The following is an 18,353-nucleotide window of genomic DNA, read 5'->3' on the forward strand; positions in this document are numbered from 1 at the left end:
GGCTCAGGCGTCGAGCTTCTTCGTCACCAGCTCGTTCAGCAGAGCAGGGTTCGCCTGTCCCTTCGACAGCCGCATCACCTGGCCCACGAAGAAGGCGGCGACGGTCTTCTTGCCGCCGCGATACTGCTCCACCTGCTTCGGATTTGCAGCGATGACCTCGTCGATCATCTTCTCAATCGCTCCGGCGTCGGAGATCTGCTGCGGCTTGTCGCGCTCGTAGATCTCGGGGAAGTCCTTGCTCTCGGCGAAGCTTGCATCGAGCAGCTGCTTCAGCTGCTTCGAGCTGATGGTTCCGTCCTCCATCAGGTCCGCAGCCATGACGATGCCGTCGAGCGAGACAGGCGACTGATGGTCGCTCAACTCCGCAGCACGGAGGCGCATCGTGATCTCAGAGAGCAGGATCGACGCCACGCGCTTCGGCGACTTCGCCTTCTTCGCTGCCGTCTCGAAGCGGTCGGCGAAGTCGCGCGTCGCCGTGATGGTCGCTGCGTCCTGCTCGTTCAGCCCATAGTCGGCGATCATGCGTGCCCGGCGCGTCTCAGGAAGCTCGGGCAGCATCTTGATGATCTCGGCCTGCCACTCCGCGCCCACGACGAGCGGCGGAAGATCGGGCTCCGGGAAGTAGCGGTAGTCATGCGCCTGCTCCTTCGAGCGCATCGAGTACGTCCGCCCCTCGCTCGAGTTCCACAGGCGCGACTCCTGCACGACGCGGCCGCCCTCTTCGAGGACCCCGATCTGACGCTCGATCTCGTACTCCACCGCGGCGCGGATGAAGCGGAAGCTGTTGACGTTCTTCACCTCGGCCTTGGTTCCAAACTGCTTCGCGCCTTTGAGCATCACGCTCACATTCGCGTCACAACGCAGCGAACCCTCTTCCATGTTGCAGTCGCTGACGCCGGTGTAGAGCAATATCTCCTTGAGCCGCGTGAGGTACTCGAAGACCTCGTCGGCAGTGCGCAGGTCGGGCTCGGAAACGATCTCGACCAGCGGCGTGCCGCAGCGGTTCAGGTCGATGTAGGTGCGATTGATGGAGTCCGCAAAGCCGTCATGGATGCTCTTGCCCGCGTCCTCTTCCATGTGCAGGCGCGTGACGCCGATGCGCTTGGTGATGGGCGCGCCGCTCTCGTCGAAGGCGGAAACCTCTATCCAGCCGTGCTCGGCGATCGGCTTGTCGAACTGCGAGATCTGGTAGCCCTTGGGCGAGTCCGGGTAGAAGTAATTCTTGCGCGCGAAGATGCTGGTCTCGCGAATCTCGCAGTTAATCGCCTTCGCCGCGAGCACGGCGTACTCGACCGCCTTGCGGTTCAGCACCGGCAGAGCGCCGGGAAGCCCGAGGCACGTCGGGCAGACGTGCGTGTTCGGCTCGCCACCGTACTGGTTCACGCAGCCGCAGAAAGCCTTCGACTCCGTAAGGAGCTGGACGTGAACCTCAAGCCCGATGACGGGCTGGTACTTGGCAAGAATCTCCGGCGAGAGCGCAGTGGCGGTCGACATATTTACGTCGATTCTACCAAGCCGGGCAATCGGATTTCGCCTCGTTGAAAAACGCAGCGCATTATTGCAGCACGGCGAAATCCCGCGGGAAACCAGCGGAGCCGGGCATCCAAAACGACTGTGCGGCGTCTCTCAAATGCATGGGACGTTTGCTGAGACTCTGCCTCGCGCTTCTTTTCCTCGCGGCGTACGGTGCTCCGCCGTCCCACGCACAGAGCAAGACCTCGTCTGCTCCTCGTCCCACGCTCGTTGGGTACTTTCCACAGTGGGCGCTCTACGACGACGAGCCGTACCTTGTGAAGGACCTCATCTCGCCCGGCGGCAAGGCGCCGCTCGTCGACCAGATCAACTACGCCCAGGGCTTCGTCACCAACGGCCGCTGTTCGGTTGCCGATCCCAATGCCGACCTGAACTTCCGCTTTACCGCGAAGCAGAGCGTCAACGGTGTCGCGGACTCGCCATCAAGACCCTTTCGCGGCTACATGCATCAGGTTCAGCTGCTCAAGCGCAGGTATCCGCACCTTCGCGTACTCATCTCGCTCGAAGGGCGCGCCGCGGACTTCGCGAACGATGCGCAGCCCGAGAACCGCAAGGCCTTCGTCGCCTCGTGCATCGACATCTTCATCAAAGGAAATCTCGCCCCGGGCATCAAGGCTCCGCGCCTGTTCGATGGCATCGACGTCGATTGGGAGTACCCGCACGACGCCGATGCCGAGAACTTCATCGAGCTGCTCAATGAGTTTCGCCGCCAGATGGACGCTGTTCGTCCGGGTCTTCGGCTCACGATTGCGGTCGGACACACGCCGCACATGTATGGCGGGGTCGACACCGCGGCTGTCGCTGGGCTGGTCGATCAGGTCGGCGTGATGACCTACGACTTCATCGGTCCCTGGAGCGGAACCACGGGCCTCCTTGCTCCGCTCTCGGCAACGCCAGAGTTCCGCGGCGGCACCGTCGAACGCTCCATCGCCTCATGGCATCAGGCCGGAGTGCCCACGTCGAAGCTGCTGATGGGCGTGCCCTTCTATGCCTACGGTTGGCACCAGGTGCCGGAGGACGCCGACGGCCTCTTTCAGGAAGGGCAGGGAATTCACGGCGATCGGCCCTACCGCTACATCCAGAGCATCATCGGCAGCTCCACCGTCTACCGCGACAAGGTCTCGCAGGCGCCGTGGCTCTTTGACGGCGACGCCTTCTGGACCTACGACGATCCTGTGTCGGTCGGCTTCAAGGCCAGCTATGCGCGAGACGCCGGCCTCGGTGGCCTCATGATCTGGCAGCTTGGCGACGATGACTCCTCCGTACTGCTGCAAGCGGCGCACAAGGCGCTGAATAGACCACGCACTCCTATCGAACTTCCTGTCGTTGCTGATACTCCGCCGCGAACAGTCGCGCTGCCAGTGAGCCGCCCTGCGTCGGCCCCTGCATCAACCGGCGCATCATCGCCAGACTGAAAAGAAAGTCAACGCAGCGATTTACGTTACGCCGCCTTCGCGCGCCCGAGCGCACAGGATATCTACGAACAGGTGGCGAACAACGCCCGGCCAGGAGCAGCATATCTCGCTGATTCTCAGTGACATATGGCCGTCCAGTTTTTTGGGTGGCCTATGCAAATCGTCTGTTTCCCATTCTCCAGGAGGCGAATCGTTGACCCTGAACCCAAAAACACGGTAAACTCATTAAGTTTGGCGCTGCAGCCAGTGTGTCTCCCATCAGGGACTCCGGGCCGAGCCGATGAGCAGTCCTGTTTTGACCGGCCTGAACACCGCTCTTGTTGCGCCCCTATGCAGCACAATTCATGAAGGAAGCGGTCAGCGCTCCATAGCGCACGCTAGAGGTTTTAGAGCCATGTACGCAGTTATCCGCACCGGCGGCAAGCAGTATAAGGTCGCTCCCGGCGACACCCTGAAGATCGAGACCACCGCCCATCAGGACGGCTCGGTTGAGTTCTCCGACGTCCTCGCCGTCTCCGGCTCCGAGGGCAAGTTCGAGAGCGATCTCTCGGGCGCCAAGGTCACGGCGTCGGTCGTTGGCGAGGGCCGCGGCGACAAGATTCTCGTCTTCAAGCTGAAGCGCAAGAAGCAGTACAAGAAGATGCAGGGTCACCGCCAGAACTTCGTCGAGGTCAAGATCAACGACATTCTGGTCAACGGCCGGTCGCTGAAGTAAGCGCGGCGCACAGGTTCAGATTTTAGATTTCAAGCGCAACGCATAAGCGGCGGCGCGAAAACGAGGCAATCGAAATGGCACATAAAAAAGGTTTAGGTTCTTCCAAAAACGGCCGCGACTCAAACGCGCAGCGACTCGGCGTAAAGCGCTTCGGCGGCCAGACCGTCACCGGCGGCTCCATCCTGGTTCGGCAGCGCGGAACCCCGCTGAAGCCCGGCGCCAACGTCGGCCGCGGCAAGGACGACACCCTCTTCGCCAAGGTCGACGGCGTGGTCAAGTTCCAGGATCGCGGCCAGCACGGCCGCTTCGTCTCGATCGAGCCCATCGCGATCGCGTAACCTCGATCGCATCAATGCAAAAACGAAGAGCCCTGCTTTGGCAGGGCTCTTCGTTTTGCCGTATCGTCCGCTATGGCTGGACCAGCGGAACCTGTATGGCGAGCTGCGTGTCAATCATCATCTGCGCCTGACGCTCCACCTGCTCATAAAGAGCGGCTTTCTTCGCCGGCAGGATCTTGCGGAAGCTGGGCTGGTACTTCATCCGCAGAGCTGCTGCATCTGCGTCCATCTTCAGGACACGGCTGATCCAGTTATCTGCCTGGGCGTCGGTCATCGTATCGTAGCCCTGGGCGTATTCCTTGATCAGAGCGACTCTTCCATCATGGATCTTTGTCAGATCGGCAGTGTACTGGTCGTACACGGGCCAGAACACCTGCGCTTCGGCGTCGGTGAGCGGCACATTGGCCGCGATCAGCTGCTTCTTCTGCGAACGGATATCTTTTCGCATCAGCTCGATGTTCTGATCGACGGTGGCCTGGGTGTTCTGGCTCTGCGCCGGTTGTTGTGCGGCGTCCTGTGCCATCGCCGGGATATGGGCCGCCATTACGACCCCGCTAAATACGAACGCTGCTAGTAGAGGCTTCTTCATTAAAAACGCTCCTTATGGTTCGGATCTATTGCAATCGAGGGGCCATACTGCGCAGACGGTGGTGTCCACGGATTCTACTGCAACTGCGTCGAGAGGTCTACCGAAGCCTTCTTTCTTGATCATCCGGCCTTAGCTCTGATACCGCAGGGCGCTGCGAGCCTTCGCCTTCGCGGCCTCTTCCTCGCGGTTCTTTGGCGGCGCAGTCGTCTCCAGTAACGTCAGCAGCTTCATCGAGACTGCCGCAATCTCATCGACGGCCGCCGCAAACGCCGCTTCGTTTGCCTTCGAAGGCTTGTTGAAGCCGCTGATCTTCCTCACAAACTGCAACGAGGCGTTGCGAACCTCCGTCTCCGTCACCGGAGGATCGAAGTTAAAGAGCATTCTGATGTTTCGGCACATTCGACTGAACCTCAACGTGCAATCTCACGAGCGCTGCGAAACCAGCTCTCTCACTCTAATCCACGACATCCGGAACCGCACGGCCGCTGGTCACACTCTTGTGGCGACCGGCTTCCCCTTGTCGTTTAGCTCGATCCGCGCCATCGGCGTCTGGTGGTCGTGCGTGAAGAGAACCAGCCACCTCTCCGGAATCGCGCGCTGATAGAAGCGCTTGCGCTGCGCAATCGACTCCAGCGGATCGAGGTCGTACCCCATCACCCACGGCGGATCCAGGTGCGCCGTCGTGGGGATCAGGTCCGAGATGTAGCAGGCGTGCTCAGCCGCCCCGCCGTGCGATCGTGCCTCGATGTGCACCCCTATCAGCTGGCGCGTGTGCCCGGGGAAGAGTTCGACCGAGATGCCCGGCACGATCTCCGGATTTTGCGCGATGCCTTCCGTCGTCAGCAGCGTCATCTGGCCGTTCTCGATCAGGGGATCGTAGTTGGGCGACAAATAGCTGACGCGGTCGCGTTCGTACTGCATGTGTCCGTGCTCCACCTCGCCCCGGTGGGCGAAGTAGCGCGCATTGGGGAAGGTCGGCGTCACCGAGCCGTCCGAGTGGAGCGTCGTGTTCCAGCCGCAGTGGTCGAAGTGCAGGTGCGTGTTGATGACGACGTCGACCTCCTCGGGCCGCACTCCAGCGGCGGCGAGCGACTGCGGCAGCAGCTCCTGATTCTGGTGGACCTCGCGCATCTTCTCGTTCTGCTTGTTGCCGATACCTGTCTCGATGACCACCACGTGCCGGCCGGTGCGGACGACGACCGTGTTCAGTCCGAGCAGGATGCGGTTCTGCTCGTCCGCCGGGGCGCGCTTCTGCCACAGCGTCTTGGGGACGACGCCGAACATCGCTCCGCCGTCCAGTCGGTAGGTTCCATCCGTGCAGATAGTCAGCTCGAAGCTGCCGAGCCCGGTGCGTGCGCGCACCAAATCGGCAGCTTCAGGAGGAGCAATCAAGAGGCGATCCGTCATCCTCCTCATCCTACTCGGAGCAGGAGACGACGGCGAACCGCTGGAGTCAGACCTGCTGCGCGCGAACGGCAGCGTTCATGATCCCCGGGGTAATGGGCGGGAGATCGGCTGCTGACGCCATGGCGGCCAGCGCGGTCGTCCCGGTTTCCGTGGGAACCAGCGCGGTCGTCGCGGCCATCCCTTCGGGGACAGCAACACGCTTGCCCTGGAAGCAGGCCCGGCAGAGAACCGGCCGACCCTGCGTCGGCTTGAAGGGGACGGTGGTCTCGATGCCGCACTCCGAGCAGGTGGTCCTGGTCTCGGTGCGCGAGATGCCGGCCGCCGCAGGTCCTGCGCCCGCGGCACGAGCAGCCGTTCCGGCGCGCTTCGACTTGCAGGGCTTGCAGCGCTTCGGGTCGTTCTTGAATTGCTTATCGAAGAAGAAGAGTTGTTCTCCGGCGGTAAAGATGAACTCTCCACCACAGTCTGCGCAGGTCAATAGACGATCCACAAATTCCATAGCCGCTTCTCCCGTGTCTCTGCGGGACAGGCTGGGGCGCTCAGCAGTTCGTCGTTATCCTGTCGAGCGATCAACCTGTCGAGGTTTGTGCTTCTCGGATTGTTAAATGGGGGCCCGGGCCGCTTTCAAGGCGGAGTGGTTCACGACAACCTGCGGCGAAGCCGAACCTGCTCTTCAGGTTCGCCACCTGCCAGCCGACAGCGGGAGTCCGTCGCTGGCTTTGTGCGGCCACCTCTCGATGCGTGTCGGAGAGATGGCCGCTCCTGGTTTGGAGCTGTGATTTTAGTCCTGCTCCTTACGGACCTTCTTGCGATTGCGCTTGCGGGCGAGCGCTTCTTTTACACGCTTCTTTTCGCCCGGCTTCAGATAAAAGGAATGACGCTTTACTTCCTTGATGATGTCTTCGGTCTGCACCTTGCGCTTGAAACGGCGCAGAGCATTCTCAAGGGGTTCGCCTTCCTGAACTCGAACCTCTGCCAAGAAAAAACACCTCCAAACATTCCCTGAGAGGGATATCTATCAGAATACTCCCACTTGCGCGGGGTTGGCTGCGGGTGGAAGAAAAATTGCACGAGAATCACCCAACAATCCTTTGTCAAGAGCAAAATCGTGCAACTATCCTATTATCAGCAACATAAAAGTGCCGATTAATTACTTGAAATTGCTATACTTAAATCAGTGGGGAAAATTTAGGCCAGCTTAGCCGGTCATGGGATAGCTGCCCCGATAAGTCTTTCCGAATCAAGATTTTTACCTGTAACTCCTCTGCTTTCAATACTTTATCCTGTTGGAAACGCATAAAACATTGAAAGTAGATAATTTAGCGAAACACACCCCCGGGGGGGAGGGTCTCTTGGGGAACTACTGAGATTTTCCTTAGACTTTCCTTCGGTCACGGCGACGAGCTTCTGGACGCTGGGCGCGGCCCGTGAGGGCGTGGCGTCGAAGCGGTGGGAAGCCGGATCCGAAAGCACCCGGAGAGCAGGGCTTAGAATCGGGGAATGATCAGGAGTTATCAGGGCAAGACGCCGTTGGTACGCGAGAGCTGCTACGTCGATCCGTCGGCACAGCTGATCGGCGATGTCGAGCTGGGCGAGCACTCGAGCGTCTGGATGAACGCCGTGCTGCGCGGAGACGTGAACGCGATCCGCCTGGGCGCGAGGTCGAACGTTCAGGACTGCGCCGTGCTGCACGGAATGCGGAATCTCTATCCGGTGATCGTCGGCGAGATGGTCACGATCGGGCACAACGCCACCGTTCACGGATGTGTGCTTGAGGACGCTGTGCTGGTCGGAATTGGCGCGGTGATCCTGAATAACGCCCGCGTAGGCGAGGGCTCGATCATCGCCGCGGGCGCAGTCATTCCGGAGCAGATGGTGATTCCGCCGAACTCCCTCGTCGCAGGCGTTCCGGGCAAGATCAGAAAAACGCTCGGTGACGAAGACCGGAAGATGATCCTGAAGTACGCACAGAATTATCTGGACTACACGGAGATCTATTTACGGGAGATGGCCGACTATGTCGGCTAGCCGACATTACCCTGAGCCGCTCACGGTTTGAGGGCTTCGGGACGGAGCTTGCCGATGCGGCCTTTGGGACCGACGACGAAGGGCAGCGAGAGAGCATTCCAGTTCTTGTCGGCGTCGGGCGCGTCCTGTACGCCAGGTTTGAGCGCGGTCCAGTTGCGGCCGTCGTCGCGGGAGATGTCGGTTCCGTTGGGACCTACGGTGATCCAGGTTTTGCTGGTGGAGTCGTAGGCTACGGCGCTGCGGTACCCGTGCGGTGGGGTTTGGGCCGGATGAAAAATAGACCAATCTGACGCCCGCAGACTCATAGAAGCAGTTGTCCATGCTGTATCGTCACGATCGTTTGGCTGCTGATAGTTACCTCCAACAGCTACAGTCGTGCCGAACCGATCATCGCTTGCGATTGAAAAACAGCCGCTAGATTCAAATGATGGAGTTTTTGTTTGAAACCGCTCTGCGTTTAGGCCGCGGAAGTAATGAAGCTTGAAGTTATCGGGTTCATAGTTGGGAGTGTCATTGGAGAGGCTAGCTACGAATGAAATAAGACGCGGACCGCCGCGCCCGCCTGTGCAGAACCTTCGATATCCGGCGTAGTGCGTCAGCAATAGACTGGAGTTACTTGCCGCAAAGACACTCTCTCCGTTGATATCTTCAGTGGCTCTCAGCGTTTGCCTCTCCCATTTCAAGCCGCCGTCGAAAGTAATCATTATGACAAAAATGTTATCGACGGGATCACCAAGCAGCACTCCGTTATCACGGCTACTAAACTGAATAGCGTCCCAGAAGCCTTCTTTGTCCGGGTTGGTGAAGACAAGCTTCCATGTTTTGCAGCCATCGGTAGTTTTGTAGAGGCGAGAGAGGTCACCTTTGCCGGAGGACATGACGATGGCGGTGTTCTGGTCGAAGGCCTGGATTCCGCGGAAGTCCAGTTTTTCGGCGTCGGGAGGAGTGGTGCAGCGCTGCCAGGTTGCGCCGTCATCAGTGGTGCGGAGAACCGTGCCTTCGGTTCCGCTGGCCCATGCGACTCCGTTGCCGATGGAGTGGATTCCGCGGAGGCTCGCGGTCGTATGCGAGTCCTGGATCTGGAACTGCGCGTTTGCGGTGGTGGGGATCGCGAGGGTTGCGGCTAAGAGTACGTGGCGCATTTGGGTGAGGATAACAGGCGCTTGCATTTGTGGCGCGCGAGCAAAATGCGGGGGTTCTTCCCCTTCGACTTCGCTCAGGGGCAGAATGACGAGCATTTGTGGTGCGGTAAAGAACGACCTCGGCCCCGGCGGACGTAAGATAGAAGCACTCTGGATGGAGGGCGCTATGGTGCAGGCTGAGGCGGCGAAGGGACGTGGGCTTGGGTTGAGCGAGCTGGCTCCTCGTGTGGTGCAGTCGGAGATTCGCGCCATGACCGTGGAGAGCGATCGCGTCGGCGGCGTGAACCTCGCGCAGGGTGTCTGCGACACGGAGGTTCCGGACGTTGTGGCCGAGGGCGCGATCAAGGCGATCCGAGATGGGCACAACATCTATACGCGCCTCGATGGGATTCCCCGGCTCAGGCGCGCGATCGCGGAGAAGACGGAGCGGATGCAGGGTCTGGTGGTCGACCCCGAGCGCGAGGTGCTGGTGACGAGCGGAGCGACGGGCGCGTTTCATGCGGTCGCGATGGCGCTGTTCGATCCAGGCGATGAGGTTCTGCTCTTTGAGCCGTTCTACGGGTATCACGTGGGGACGCTCCGCTCGCTGCGTGTTGTGCCCGTCGCGGTGGAGCTGGAAGGGCCGGACTGGAAGCTGAACGTCGATCGCGTGCGTGCGGCGATTACACCGAAGACGCGCGCAGTCGTGGTAAATACGCCGTCGAATCCCGCGGGGAAGATCTTTACGCGCGCGGAGCTGGAGGCGCTGGCCGAGGTGGCTCGTGAGCATGACCTGTTTGTGCTGACGGACGAGATCTACGAGCACTTTGTGTACGGCGACGCGAAGCATGTCTCGCCGGCGGTGATCGAGGGGATGCGGGAGCGGACGATTGTGATGTCGGGCTACTCGAAGACCTTCTCGGTGACAGGATGGAGGATTGGATATGTGATCGCCGACGCGAAGTGGGTTGGGGCGATCGGGTACTTCCACGACCTGCTGTATGTGTGCGCGCCTTCGCCGTTTCAGCATGGCGTGGCGGATGGAATCGAGCAGCTGGGACAGACGTTCTATGCGCGGCTGGCGCTGGAGCACGAGGTGAAGCGCACGATGATCCTGAGCGCTCTCAAGGACGCGGGCATGACGCCGCATGTTCCGGATGGAGCGTACTACGTGCTGGCTTCTACGGCCGGTCTGGAGCACGTGCTGGAGGGAACAAACGCGGCCGAGAGATCGCGGTCGCTGCTGAAGAAGACCGGCGTGGCGGCAGTGGCGGGCTCGGCGTTCTTTCGCGCGGGAAAGGGCGAGGACCTGCTGCGGTTCTGCTTCGCGAAGAAGGACGAAGACCTGGAAGAGGCGTGCCGGAGGCTGCGCGGGCTGCGGTAGCGTCGGCGTTGTATGCGCGTGTTCCGGGACGGTGCATGCTCGGGACGGCTCATTCGTGACGAAACAAGTTAGGCGTGCGGAACTGCCTGGGGTTTAATGGGCGGATGCGAATGCGTGTGTCGTCTGTGCGGGCGGTGGCTTGGAGTGCGGTAGTATCGTTGGCGCTGATTGGGTGCAAGGGAGATCAGGCCTACGTGGTTCCCGAAGAGCCAATGCCGCCGAATACGATCCTGCTGGCCGGGATGATGCGCGAGCTGTCGGCGACGCCGGGATTTGTCGATGGGCTGCTGGCGAGGCTGGGTGGCGACAAGCAAGGGCCGGCGCTGATGTCGCCGAAGCTGATCAGCCAGCTTCGCGAGCTGATCCTGGGCAAGGACTGGCAGGGGCTGGACCGGTTTCCAGGGTGGACGCTGGCGGGGATCAACCCGACGGTGAAACTCGCAGGGCGCTACGTCGCGAAGAAGGACGACAGCGCCAACGTGAATCAGGGAGGGGACGAGCATCCTCCGCTGGAGACGGGAACGATCACGACGGAGCGCGTGAAGCCGTTCATCGACCTGGGTCCTTACACACTAGAGAAGGCTGAGGTGGTGGATCTGGATAAGCCTTCGACGCTGCCGGGGTTCACGACGGAGGGGATCGTGAGCGATATGGGCGCGGGCGTGGTGCGCGGCGATGGACCGAATCCGACGCTTGCGCCGATGCGTGCGGAGAGCCAGCGCATGGCGGATGCGCTGAACCGGCTGAGCGCGAATGCGCTGAGTGGAGCGGCTGCGGTGAAGGCGAAGATCGGCGGGCACGAGTCGGCGACGCCGGAGCAGCTGATTGAGGCGTTGATGGCGAGCGGGCACAGCGTGGTGGTCTACGACGCGCGCTACTTTGCGAACTTCGGGCACTTCCACTTCACGCGCCGTGGCTCCGATATAGCCGAGGACGTGATGATGCCGTTCTGGATGGACTCGCAGATTGCGATTCCTGGCACGAAGCGCTCGCTGCTGGTTCCGGTGAGCCATGCGGAGTATGAGTGGGAGATCCGGGCTCCGAAAGATAAGCCCGGCATCAATGCGAATGTGAGCTGGTACTTCGGGATTGACGGCAAGAGCGAGTTCCGCACGATGGATACACAGGACCAGGCCTGGGTGCTGGGACGTCATGCGCACACGTATCGCGACAAGGATGCGATAGAGGTGACGCGGCTGGTGGGGAAGATGGTCGTCGCGTTTCTGCATCAGCATATGCGGCGGCCCGATCTTCCATTTGGCGGGTACTATCCGCTAGGCGTCTGCCAGGATGGCGTGGCGGCGATCGAGAAGAAGATGACGGGACACGACACGCTGTTTCCGAATACGGCGGATATTGCGCTGTTCGACGATCCGCGCGATGCGGAGGTGAACGCGATGATGGCCGCGATTCCCAAGGACTACGAGGGCGGAGCGCCGGCGCCGGAGAGGATCTTCGGCTCGCTGCCGGCGGACGACTTCAATTCGATCACGGTTCCGGGGCTGGCGCAGGATCTGACGCGGGTGAAGGCGGCATGGGACGATGGCTCGCTCGAGCGCACGCCGACGTGGATGCGAAGGATGATCCTGCGTGCACTGGCAGCAGCGGCGGTGCTGCTGCTTGCGTGGCTCGTGCTGTGGAGGCGCAGACGCGCTGCCCACTGATGCGAGGTTTATGGCCGTGTTGTGATGCAACTCCTGCGATGATTCGTGCCTTCTGAATCTGGTGGGAGGATAGTTATGGCAACGAAGAAGGCAACCGCGAAGAAGGCAATCAAGAGGAAGGCTGCGAAGAAGAGCACGAGCAAAAAAGCCCCGTCGAAGAAGACGGCGAAGAAGTCGAGCCGAAAGTACAGTCCTTCAGCGGGCAAGAACGTTGAGCGCGAGATGCACGAGATGAAGCGCGGCAAGCTGAAGAGCGGACGCAGCGGCAAGAAGGTGACGAGCCGCAAACAGGCGATCGCAATCGGGCTCTCGGAGGCCCGCAAGGAGGGGAAGAAGGTTCCTCCTCCGCCCAAAAAGAGCTAGATTTGCGTCACGATGCGTGAGCGGGAGAGCTCTTGCATCGTGACGTTTTCATTTGTAAGGCTTACTTGTCGGAAGAGGAAGAGGCCGCTGCGGGGGCGGGAGTGGAGGCGGCGGGCGTTGCGGGAGTGTTTGAGGCGCTGGTCGATGAGGAAGATTTGCTGTCGCTGGACTTTGGCTTTGGGTTGCCGTAGCCGTCGGCGTACCAGCCGCCTCCCTTGAAGGTGACTGCCGGAGCCGAGAGGACGCGCTCGAGATGTCCGCTGCAGTGGGGACAGACGGTGATCTCAGGGTCGGAGAACTTCTGGATTTTCTCGGTGCGTTCGTGGCATTCGGTGCATTCGTATTCGTAGAGCGGCATAGGCGGGTGGTTCCTGGTCGATAGATTTCATGGGCGGCGGCGGCCCGCGCGGCCTTCCCTGATTCAATTGTAAAAGGCTTCGATTCTCAAAAGCCTGGATTCGAGAAAGGCTGGGCCGGATGCAAGAAGCCCTGCGTCCGCAGTGAGCGCAAGGCTTTCAGAGTATAGGCCTTACAGCTTTCCCAGTTCGACGAGGCGGACGCTGGCGATGGCCTCGACCTTGCGCAGCGCGGCGACGGCGGCGTTGGCGACCGCGGCGTTAGGCACGTCGATCTGCACGACAGCGAGCGCCTGTCCCTGCGGTACGCGCTGCGACTTGGCTTCGCGTGCGGGATCGTGCGCGCGGCCGAGGGCGAAGTTGGCGATGTTGACCGCGTTGTCGCCCAGGATGGTGCCGATGCGGCCGATGACGCCGGGGACGTCGTGATTGCGGATGGCGACCAGCGTTCCGGTAAGCGGAGCCTCGATGTCGATGCCGTCGTAGGTCAGCAGGCGCGGCGAGTTGCCATGCAGCACGGTGGCCGAGGCGGAAGCATCGCCTTCAGACGAGTGTAGGACGAGCTTGAGCACGGAGCCTGCGCCGCCGGTCGTGAACTCCTTCTTGTCCTCCTGAACGCGGATGCCGCGCTCCTCCGCGATGGCGGCGGCGTTGATGCGATTGGCGGTGCTGCGCGTCTCGCCGTTGCCCTCAGAGCCGGCGAAGATGCCGGCAAGCGCGGCGTTGCGAACGAGGTCGGTCTTGCCGGTGGCAAGGCGGCCGGTGTAGCTGATCTGGATGTTTTCGAGGTTGCCCGGCGTGGCGTGCGAGAGGAAGCGACCGAGCCGCTCGGCCATCTCGATGTAGGGCGAGATCTCGGTGTACTCCTCGTGGGTGAGCGAGGGCAGGTTGACGGCGTTCTGCACGACGCCGAGCTTGAGGTAGTCGCGCACCTGGCGGGCGAGCTGGATGCCGATGGCCTCCTGGGCCTCGTCGGTGGAGCCGGCGATGTGTGGCGAGAGGATGACGTTGTCGAGCTCGAAGAAGGGCGATTCCTTGAGCGGCTCCTGGTGGAAGACGTCAAGGGCAGCGCCGCCGACGTGGCCGCTTTTGAGTGCGTCTGCGAGCGCCTGCTCGACGATGAGCTCGCCGCGGGCGCAGTTGATGATGCGGACGCCCTTCTTCATGACGGCGAGCGAGGTGGCGTTGATGAGGCCCTCGGTCTGAGGCGTCAGACCCACATGCAGCGACAGGTAGTCGGAGCGGCGGAAGATCTCGTCGATGGGGACGAGGGTGACGTTATTCTCGCGCGCAACCACGGGCGCGATGAAGGGATCGTAGCCGATCAGCTCCATGCCGAAGCTGCGTGCGCGGCGAGCGACCTCAAGGCCGATGCGTCCGAGGCCGACGATGCCGAGCGTCTTGCCGCGAAGCTCCTGTCCCTGCAGCGTCTTCTTCTCCCACTTGGCCGCGTGCATAGTCGAGTTGGCGCGGGGGATGGCGCGGGCGAGCGAGATCATGAGGCCCACAGTGAGCTCGGCGACAGCGATGGCGTTGGCTCCGGGGGTGTTCATGACGACGATGCCGCGGCGCGTGGCGGCGTCGGTGTCGATGTTGTCGACGCCTACGCCGGCGCGGCCGATGATGCGGAGCTTCGGCGCGGACTCGAGCAGTTGGGCGTCGGCCTGGACGGCGGAGCGGACGACGAGCGCGTCGGCGTCAGCCAGCTCGGCGGCGAGGCCGTTCTTGATCTGATCCGGCGTGACGATCTTCCAGCCGGGCTCCTGCTGGAAGACGGCGAGGGTGGCAGGGGAGACTTTTTCAGCGAGAACGATCTTCATGTGCCTTCTATTCTAGCGGGAGCAGGGATGTGGCAAGCAAAGGCTCGATGGCTAGCGGGCGGCGGCTGTCGAAGCTTCCCGGCGCATCAGCGGAAGTAGTGTGGGACGAAGGAGCTGAGATTATCGGTGATCAGGTCGCCGGACTCACGGATTCCCAGGCCGCAGCACTCCTGGTCGACCATCCAGAGGCCGAGGACGGGGTGGCGGGGGGCGCCCGGGATGCGCTTGTCGATGCGGTTGTCGGGGAAGCTGCTCGTGGGGGCGAGGGCCTGGAGGATGGCGGGGCCGGTGTAGGGGCCGCCGCTGGAGGCGACGGTCTGGCCGTCGCGGACGACGGTGATGTTGGCTCCCTCGCGGGAGAGGAGCGGCTTACGGATGTAGCTGCGCGGTGAGCTGGAGGCGCCCTCGAAGTGGGCCTCGAGGAGGAGATCGTGATTGGGGTTGAGGTCCCAGAGGATGGGGAGCAGGCCCTTGTTAGAGAGGAGCATCTTCCAGATGGGCTCGATCCAGCGCATGGATTGGTAGGTGTCGAGCGCGGCGGGGCCGAACTCCTCGGTGAGCATCATCTCCCAAGGGTAGAGCTTGAAGAGGGAGAAGATCTGGTTCTCGTCGGGGTCGACGAAGGCCTGGCGATCGGCGTTCCAGCCGATCTCTTCCATCCAGATGGAGAGGGTGGGGAGGCCGGCCTGGTCGGCGGTGTCGCGGAGGTAGGCGAGAGTGAGCTGGTCTTCGGCGTTGTCGAGGCCGGCGAAGTAGATGGGCTTCGAGAGGTAAGGGGCGACATCCTGCCACTTGGCGATCAGCTTTTCGTGGATCGAGTTGAACTGGTCGTCGTTGGGAAACTGTTCTTCGAGCCAGGACCACTGGATGACGGCGGCCTCGAGCAGCGAGGTGGGAGTGTCGGCGTTGTACTCGAGGAGCTTCGGTGGGCCTTGGCCGTCGTAGGCGATGTCGAAGCGGCCGTAGATGGCGGGCGGCTCGGCGTTCCAGGCCCACTCGATGGCGGGGATGGCGGCGGGAGGGATGGCTAGCTCGGCGTAGCGTTTCTTGTCGATGATGTGCTGGGCGGCCTCGAGGCACATCTGCTGGAGGGTGTTGCCGGCGGCCTCGAGGGTTTCGATCTCGCGGGCGGTGAACTCGTAGCAGGCGGTCTCGTCCCAGTAGGGGCGATCGGGTTTGGGAGCGTCGGAGTCCTCGGGCTGGGGGGAGTGGAAGGTGAGTCCCTGGGAGGAGACTTTGTCCTGCCAGTCGTCGCGTGGGGTGATGGGGAGGCGCTGCATTATTCTCCTGCTCCGCTGGAGCCGCCGGAGGACATCGAGCGTCCGAAGCCTCCGCGGACGGTTCCGGTGCGGACTCCGCTTGAGTTGATGTAACTGTGGCCCTCTGCCGGGGTCGTGCTGCCTCCGCCGGCGAGAGTGCCAAGACCGTAGCCTCCCCAGCCACCGTAGTAGTAGTGGTAGAGGGGGATGTAGGGGACGTAGCCGGGGCCGTTGAGGTTCTGGGTCTGGCCTCCCGCCTGGGGCTGGTTGGCGCAGAGTTTGTCGTCGACTACTTTGTTGTTCTCGTCGACGCAGCGCTGCATCTCCGGCTTGCGGCAGCCGGTGGTGATGGCGAGGGCGACGGAGGCGAGCAGTGGCGCAGTGACTTTTGCGGAGCGTTTCATCTGTCGGGACAGCGAACCTATTTTAGGGTCTCGCCGTGATTTCTCCGAGAGTTTTGTGACGGCTCCGGCGGGTGGCCCCTCCCCTACTTTTTGTGCAAAGTCTTCGGAAGAATAGAGTTAGGTGGGTACTTCTGTTTTGCGCCCTGTTCCGAAACAGAGAGGCCCAGCCTTTGGCCGGGCCTGCTGGCTTTTTGAACGTTTTCAGGAAGGCCTGATCAGATAAAAGCTCGTCTGCCGCGGAAGAAACGTCCTGAAGCCTTCCTCTGTGAGATAAGCATCATCCTCCTCCATCACGAAGACCTTCTGCCCGCCCCACTCCGGAACCGCAGTCGTCGTATTCAGCTCGATCGATAGATACGATCCCTTCCTCAGCCGCTTTCCCTCGCTCGCGCCCTGCAGCGCCGCGCGATAATCCAGCGCCGCGCCCAACCCGTGCCCCTGAAAGCCGATCGGATGGCTGTACACCTTCGCCTCGATGCCGCGCTTCGTCATCGCCGCCATAATCTCGTTGTAGACCTCGCCCGCCAGCTTCCCCGGCCGCGAGTCCGTCATCAGTTCCTCTTGCAGCGCATTCGTATTCTTGAGCGCCTGCTTCAACCCCGCAGGGACATCCTTCTCGCCCGGCCGCAGAACATACGCCATCTTCTGCCAGTCCGTGCTGAAGCCCATCGCCGTAATCCCGAAGTCCACATGCAGGAGGTCGCCCGGCTCAATCACCGTGCTCTCCGGCGCAACACCCAGAAACCCGCGCGACATCCCATTCGTCGATCCCTTGCGCTGCACGCGAATGTCCTGCTGGAACCACGTTGTCACGCCCGCGTTCCCCATCGCGTCATACAGCCACCGCCGCACATCGCCGACCGTCGTCTTCCCCGGATGAATCACCTCGTTCGAGAACGCCCGTCGCGTGATCTGATCGGTCATCGCAACCAGCATCCTGTACGTCTCAAACTCCTCCGGCAACCGCGTGTCCGAGTACTCCTCGATCAGGTCTGCCGCGCTCACAAAGTGGCTCTCCGCATCGCCGCCCATGCTCTTCGCCAGGAACTGATAGCTGTCCCGCGTCAGCGAGCGTTGGACGCCGCGCTTCGCGTCAATCGAGAGTCCGATCCGCTTCGGATGATACTGCTGATACAGCGCCGCAAGCTGCTGGTCCGCCGGCTTCGGGTCGTCCTCTTCGTCGAAGAACCGGTTCACGTTCTCTTCCGCATACCCCGTGATCGCAACCTTACGCAGCGCCGTTCCTGTATCGATAAACACAAAGATGTCGCGGTTGCCCGTATACGGCCGCGGCGGAGCGATGTACTCCGTCAGCGGATCGTTGTGAAACTCCTCGTTCACCACCACCCACATGTCGATGTTGTGCCGCCGCATCATCGGCAGAATCATCTCGTGCCGCTTCGCGAGCCACCCCTCGCGAAGCGCAATCTGCTGCGACCAGCTCGGAAGCTTCACCGGCTGCTCCGCGTGGCCAACTCGCGGTGCAAGCAGCACCGCCGACAACATCACGGACGACAAAAATCTTGTAGACATAACTCTCAGGATAAGACCGGGCTTTGGTGGAACGCAGTCACCTTCAGTCACGCACGAAGTCTCGTCTTTGTTCCGCCAGATTTTGGATGACCTGCAGCGCCTCTCGACACGCCCTTGCGGTGTGATGGCTTGGACAGAAACGACGGCTGTGCAACCACATCTTGAGTCGTAATGCCGGAAAGCGACACAGGCTGACGATCTGGAAATTCAGCCACGAGAGTCAGCCGGCCGCCCATTGCCTCAACCGTTCTTCGCAACGTAGAGATGTGCATGTCCGTGCGCTCTTCAAGTTTTGAGATCTGCTTCTGTGCAATCCCAAGACTATTGGCCAGCTCTGCCTGCGTCTTTTTTCGAGCTCGTCGAAGCTCCTGCAAAGTCATCTCTTCACGAATCAGCTGCTGGGCACGACGTTCGATCTTTCGGC

General features: G+C 61.6%; 20 protein-coding genes. 7 read left to right on the forward strand and 13 right to left on the reverse strand.

Annotated features, from left to right (window positions below; all coding sequences use genetic code 11):
* Window positions 1–3: 3 nt before the first annotated feature.
* On the reverse strand, window positions 4–1,494 hold the full coding sequence (gene gatB, locus Q363_RS02550) for an Asp-tRNA(Asn)/Glu-tRNA(Gln) amidotransferase subunit GatB (protein ID WP_035347536.1): 1,491 nt from the start codon (window positions 1,492–1,494) through the stop codon (window positions 4–6).
* A gap of 140 nt (window positions 1,495–1,634) precedes the next feature.
* Between gatB and Q363_RS02555 the strand changes: the two genes are divergently transcribed.
* The 3 genes from Q363_RS02555 (at window position 1,635) to rpmA (ending at window position 4,001) form a co-directional block, all read left to right on the forward strand.
* On the forward strand, window positions 1,635–2,948 hold the full coding sequence (locus Q363_RS02555; protein ID WP_084079868.1) for a glycoside hydrolase family 18 protein: 1,314 nt from the start codon (window positions 1,635–1,637) through the stop codon (window positions 2,946–2,948).
* 394 nt (window positions 2,949–3,342) lie between these two features.
* Window positions 3,343–3,663: a 50S ribosomal protein L21 gene (gene rplU / locus Q363_RS02560; RefSeq protein ID WP_035347537.1), complete on the forward strand. Its 321-nt coding sequence runs from the start codon at window positions 3,343–3,345 to the stop codon at window positions 3,661–3,663.
* A 74-nt stretch (window positions 3,664–3,737) separates the two neighbouring features.
* Complete coding sequence (rpmA, locus tag Q363_RS02565) at window positions 3,738–4,001, forward strand: 50S ribosomal protein L27 (RefSeq protein ID WP_035347539.1); 264 nt, start codon at window positions 3,738–3,740, stop codon at window positions 3,999–4,001.
* A 70-nt stretch (window positions 4,002–4,071) separates the two neighbouring features.
* On the opposite strand, the gene Q363_RS02570 is transcribed toward rpmA, so the two are convergent.
* From Q363_RS02570 to rpsU, 5 genes are all read right to left on the reverse strand, one after another.
* Window positions 4,072–4,590: a hypothetical protein gene (locus Q363_RS02570; protein ID WP_035347541.1), complete on the reverse strand. Its 519-nt coding sequence runs from the start codon at window positions 4,588–4,590 to the stop codon at window positions 4,072–4,074.
* 129 nt (window positions 4,591–4,719) lie between these two features.
* The gene (locus Q363_RS02575; RefSeq protein WP_035347543.1) at window positions 4,720–4,989 is read right to left on the reverse strand and encodes a DUF2277 domain-containing protein; all 270 of its coding nucleotides are present in this window, start codon (window positions 4,987–4,989) and stop codon (window positions 4,720–4,722) included.
* Between the two features lie 90 nt (window positions 4,990–5,079).
* Window positions 5,080–5,997 carry an MBL fold metallo-hydrolase gene (locus Q363_RS02580; RefSeq protein ID WP_035347544.1) on the reverse strand — a complete coding sequence of 306 codons (918 nt, stop codon included), beginning with the start codon at window positions 5,995–5,997 and terminating at the stop codon, window positions 5,080–5,082.
* Between the two features lie 46 nt (window positions 5,998–6,043).
* Window positions 6,044–6,496: a zinc-ribbon domain containing protein gene (locus Q363_RS02585; protein ID WP_084079870.1), complete on the reverse strand. Its 453-nt coding sequence runs from the start codon at window positions 6,494–6,496 to the stop codon at window positions 6,044–6,046.
* 282 nt (window positions 6,497–6,778) lie between these two features.
* The gene (rpsU, locus tag Q363_RS02590) at window positions 6,779–6,976 is read right to left on the reverse strand and encodes a 30S ribosomal protein S21 (RefSeq protein WP_014267628.1); all 198 of its coding nucleotides are present in this window, start codon (window positions 6,974–6,976) and stop codon (window positions 6,779–6,781) included.
* Between the two features lie 521 nt (window positions 6,977–7,497).
* On the opposite strand from rpsU, the gene Q363_RS02595 reads away from it, so the two are divergent.
* Window positions 7,498–8,025 (forward strand): gamma carbonic anhydrase family protein, encoded by a 528-nt coding sequence (locus Q363_RS02595; RefSeq protein ID WP_035347546.1) that lies wholly within the window; start codon window positions 7,498–7,500, stop codon window positions 8,023–8,025.
* A gap of 20 nt (window positions 8,026–8,045) precedes the next feature.
* Here the strand turns inward: Q363_RS02595 and Q363_RS02600 are convergent, their stop codons facing one another.
* Window positions 8,046–9,194 (reverse strand): beta propeller repeat protein, encoded by a 1,149-nt coding sequence (locus Q363_RS02600; protein WP_245631989.1) that lies wholly within the window; start codon window positions 9,192–9,194, stop codon window positions 8,046–8,048.
* 127 nt (window positions 9,195–9,321) lie between these two features.
* Here Q363_RS02600 and Q363_RS02605 point away from each other — a divergent pair, with 127 nt between their 5' ends.
* The 3 genes from Q363_RS02605 (at window position 9,322) to Q363_RS02615 (ending at window position 12,557) form a co-directional block, all read left to right on the forward strand.
* Complete coding sequence (locus Q363_RS02605) at window positions 9,322–10,530, forward strand: pyridoxal phosphate-dependent aminotransferase (protein WP_084079872.1); 1,209 nt, start codon at window positions 9,322–9,324, stop codon at window positions 10,528–10,530.
* Between the two features lie 110 nt (window positions 10,531–10,640).
* Window positions 10,641–12,194: a hypothetical protein gene (locus tag Q363_RS02610; protein ID WP_035347550.1), complete on the forward strand. Its 1,554-nt coding sequence runs from the start codon at window positions 10,641–10,643 to the stop codon at window positions 12,192–12,194.
* Between the two features lie 75 nt (window positions 12,195–12,269).
* Window positions 12,270–12,557, forward strand: a complete 288-nt coding sequence (locus tag Q363_RS02615; RefSeq protein ID WP_035347552.1) for a DUF6496 domain-containing protein — start codon at window positions 12,270–12,272, stop codon at window positions 12,555–12,557.
* Window positions 12,558–12,618: 61 nt separating this feature from the next.
* Here the strand turns inward: Q363_RS02615 and Q363_RS02620 are convergent, their stop codons facing one another.
* The 6 genes from Q363_RS02620 to Q363_RS02645 all read right to left on the reverse strand — a co-directional run bounded on the left by Q363_RS02620 (window position 12,619) and on the right by Q363_RS02645 (window position 18,309).
* Entirely contained in the window at window positions 12,619–12,915 is a 297-nt protein-coding gene (locus Q363_RS02620; protein ID WP_035347554.1) for an FmdB family zinc ribbon protein, read from the reverse strand.
* A gap of 171 nt (window positions 12,916–13,086) precedes the next feature.
* Window positions 13,087–14,733, reverse strand: a complete 1,647-nt coding sequence (serA, locus tag Q363_RS02625; protein WP_035347555.1) for a phosphoglycerate dehydrogenase — start codon at window positions 14,731–14,733, stop codon at window positions 13,087–13,089.
* An 86-nt stretch (window positions 14,734–14,819) separates the two neighbouring features.
* Entirely contained in the window at window positions 14,820–16,013 is a 1,194-nt protein-coding gene (locus Q363_RS02630; RefSeq protein WP_035347556.1) for a glutathionylspermidine synthase family protein, read from the reverse strand.
* Window positions 16,013–16,396, reverse strand: a complete 384-nt coding sequence (locus Q363_RS02635) for a hypothetical protein (RefSeq protein WP_035347558.1) — start codon at window positions 16,394–16,396, stop codon at window positions 16,013–16,015. Before Q363_RS02635 ends, Q363_RS02630 begins: the two co-directional genes overlap by 1 nt.
* Window positions 16,397–16,597: 201 nt before the next feature.
* Window positions 16,598–17,929 carry a M24 family metallopeptidase gene (locus Q363_RS02640; protein WP_035347560.1) on the reverse strand — a complete coding sequence of 444 codons (1,332 nt, stop codon included), beginning with the start codon at window positions 17,927–17,929 and terminating at the stop codon, window positions 16,598–16,600.
* A 47-nt stretch (window positions 17,930–17,976) separates the two neighbouring features.
* Entirely contained in the window at window positions 17,977–18,309 is a 333-nt protein-coding gene (locus Q363_RS02645; RefSeq protein WP_245631990.1) for a helix-turn-helix domain-containing protein, read from the reverse strand.
* Between the last annotated feature and the right edge of the window lie 44 nt (window positions 18,310–18,353).

It is taken from the genome of Edaphobacter aggregans DSM 19364, from assembly GCF_000745965.1.
Classification (GTDB): domain Bacteria; phylum Acidobacteriota; class Terriglobia; order Terriglobales; family Acidobacteriaceae; genus Edaphobacter; species Edaphobacter aggregans.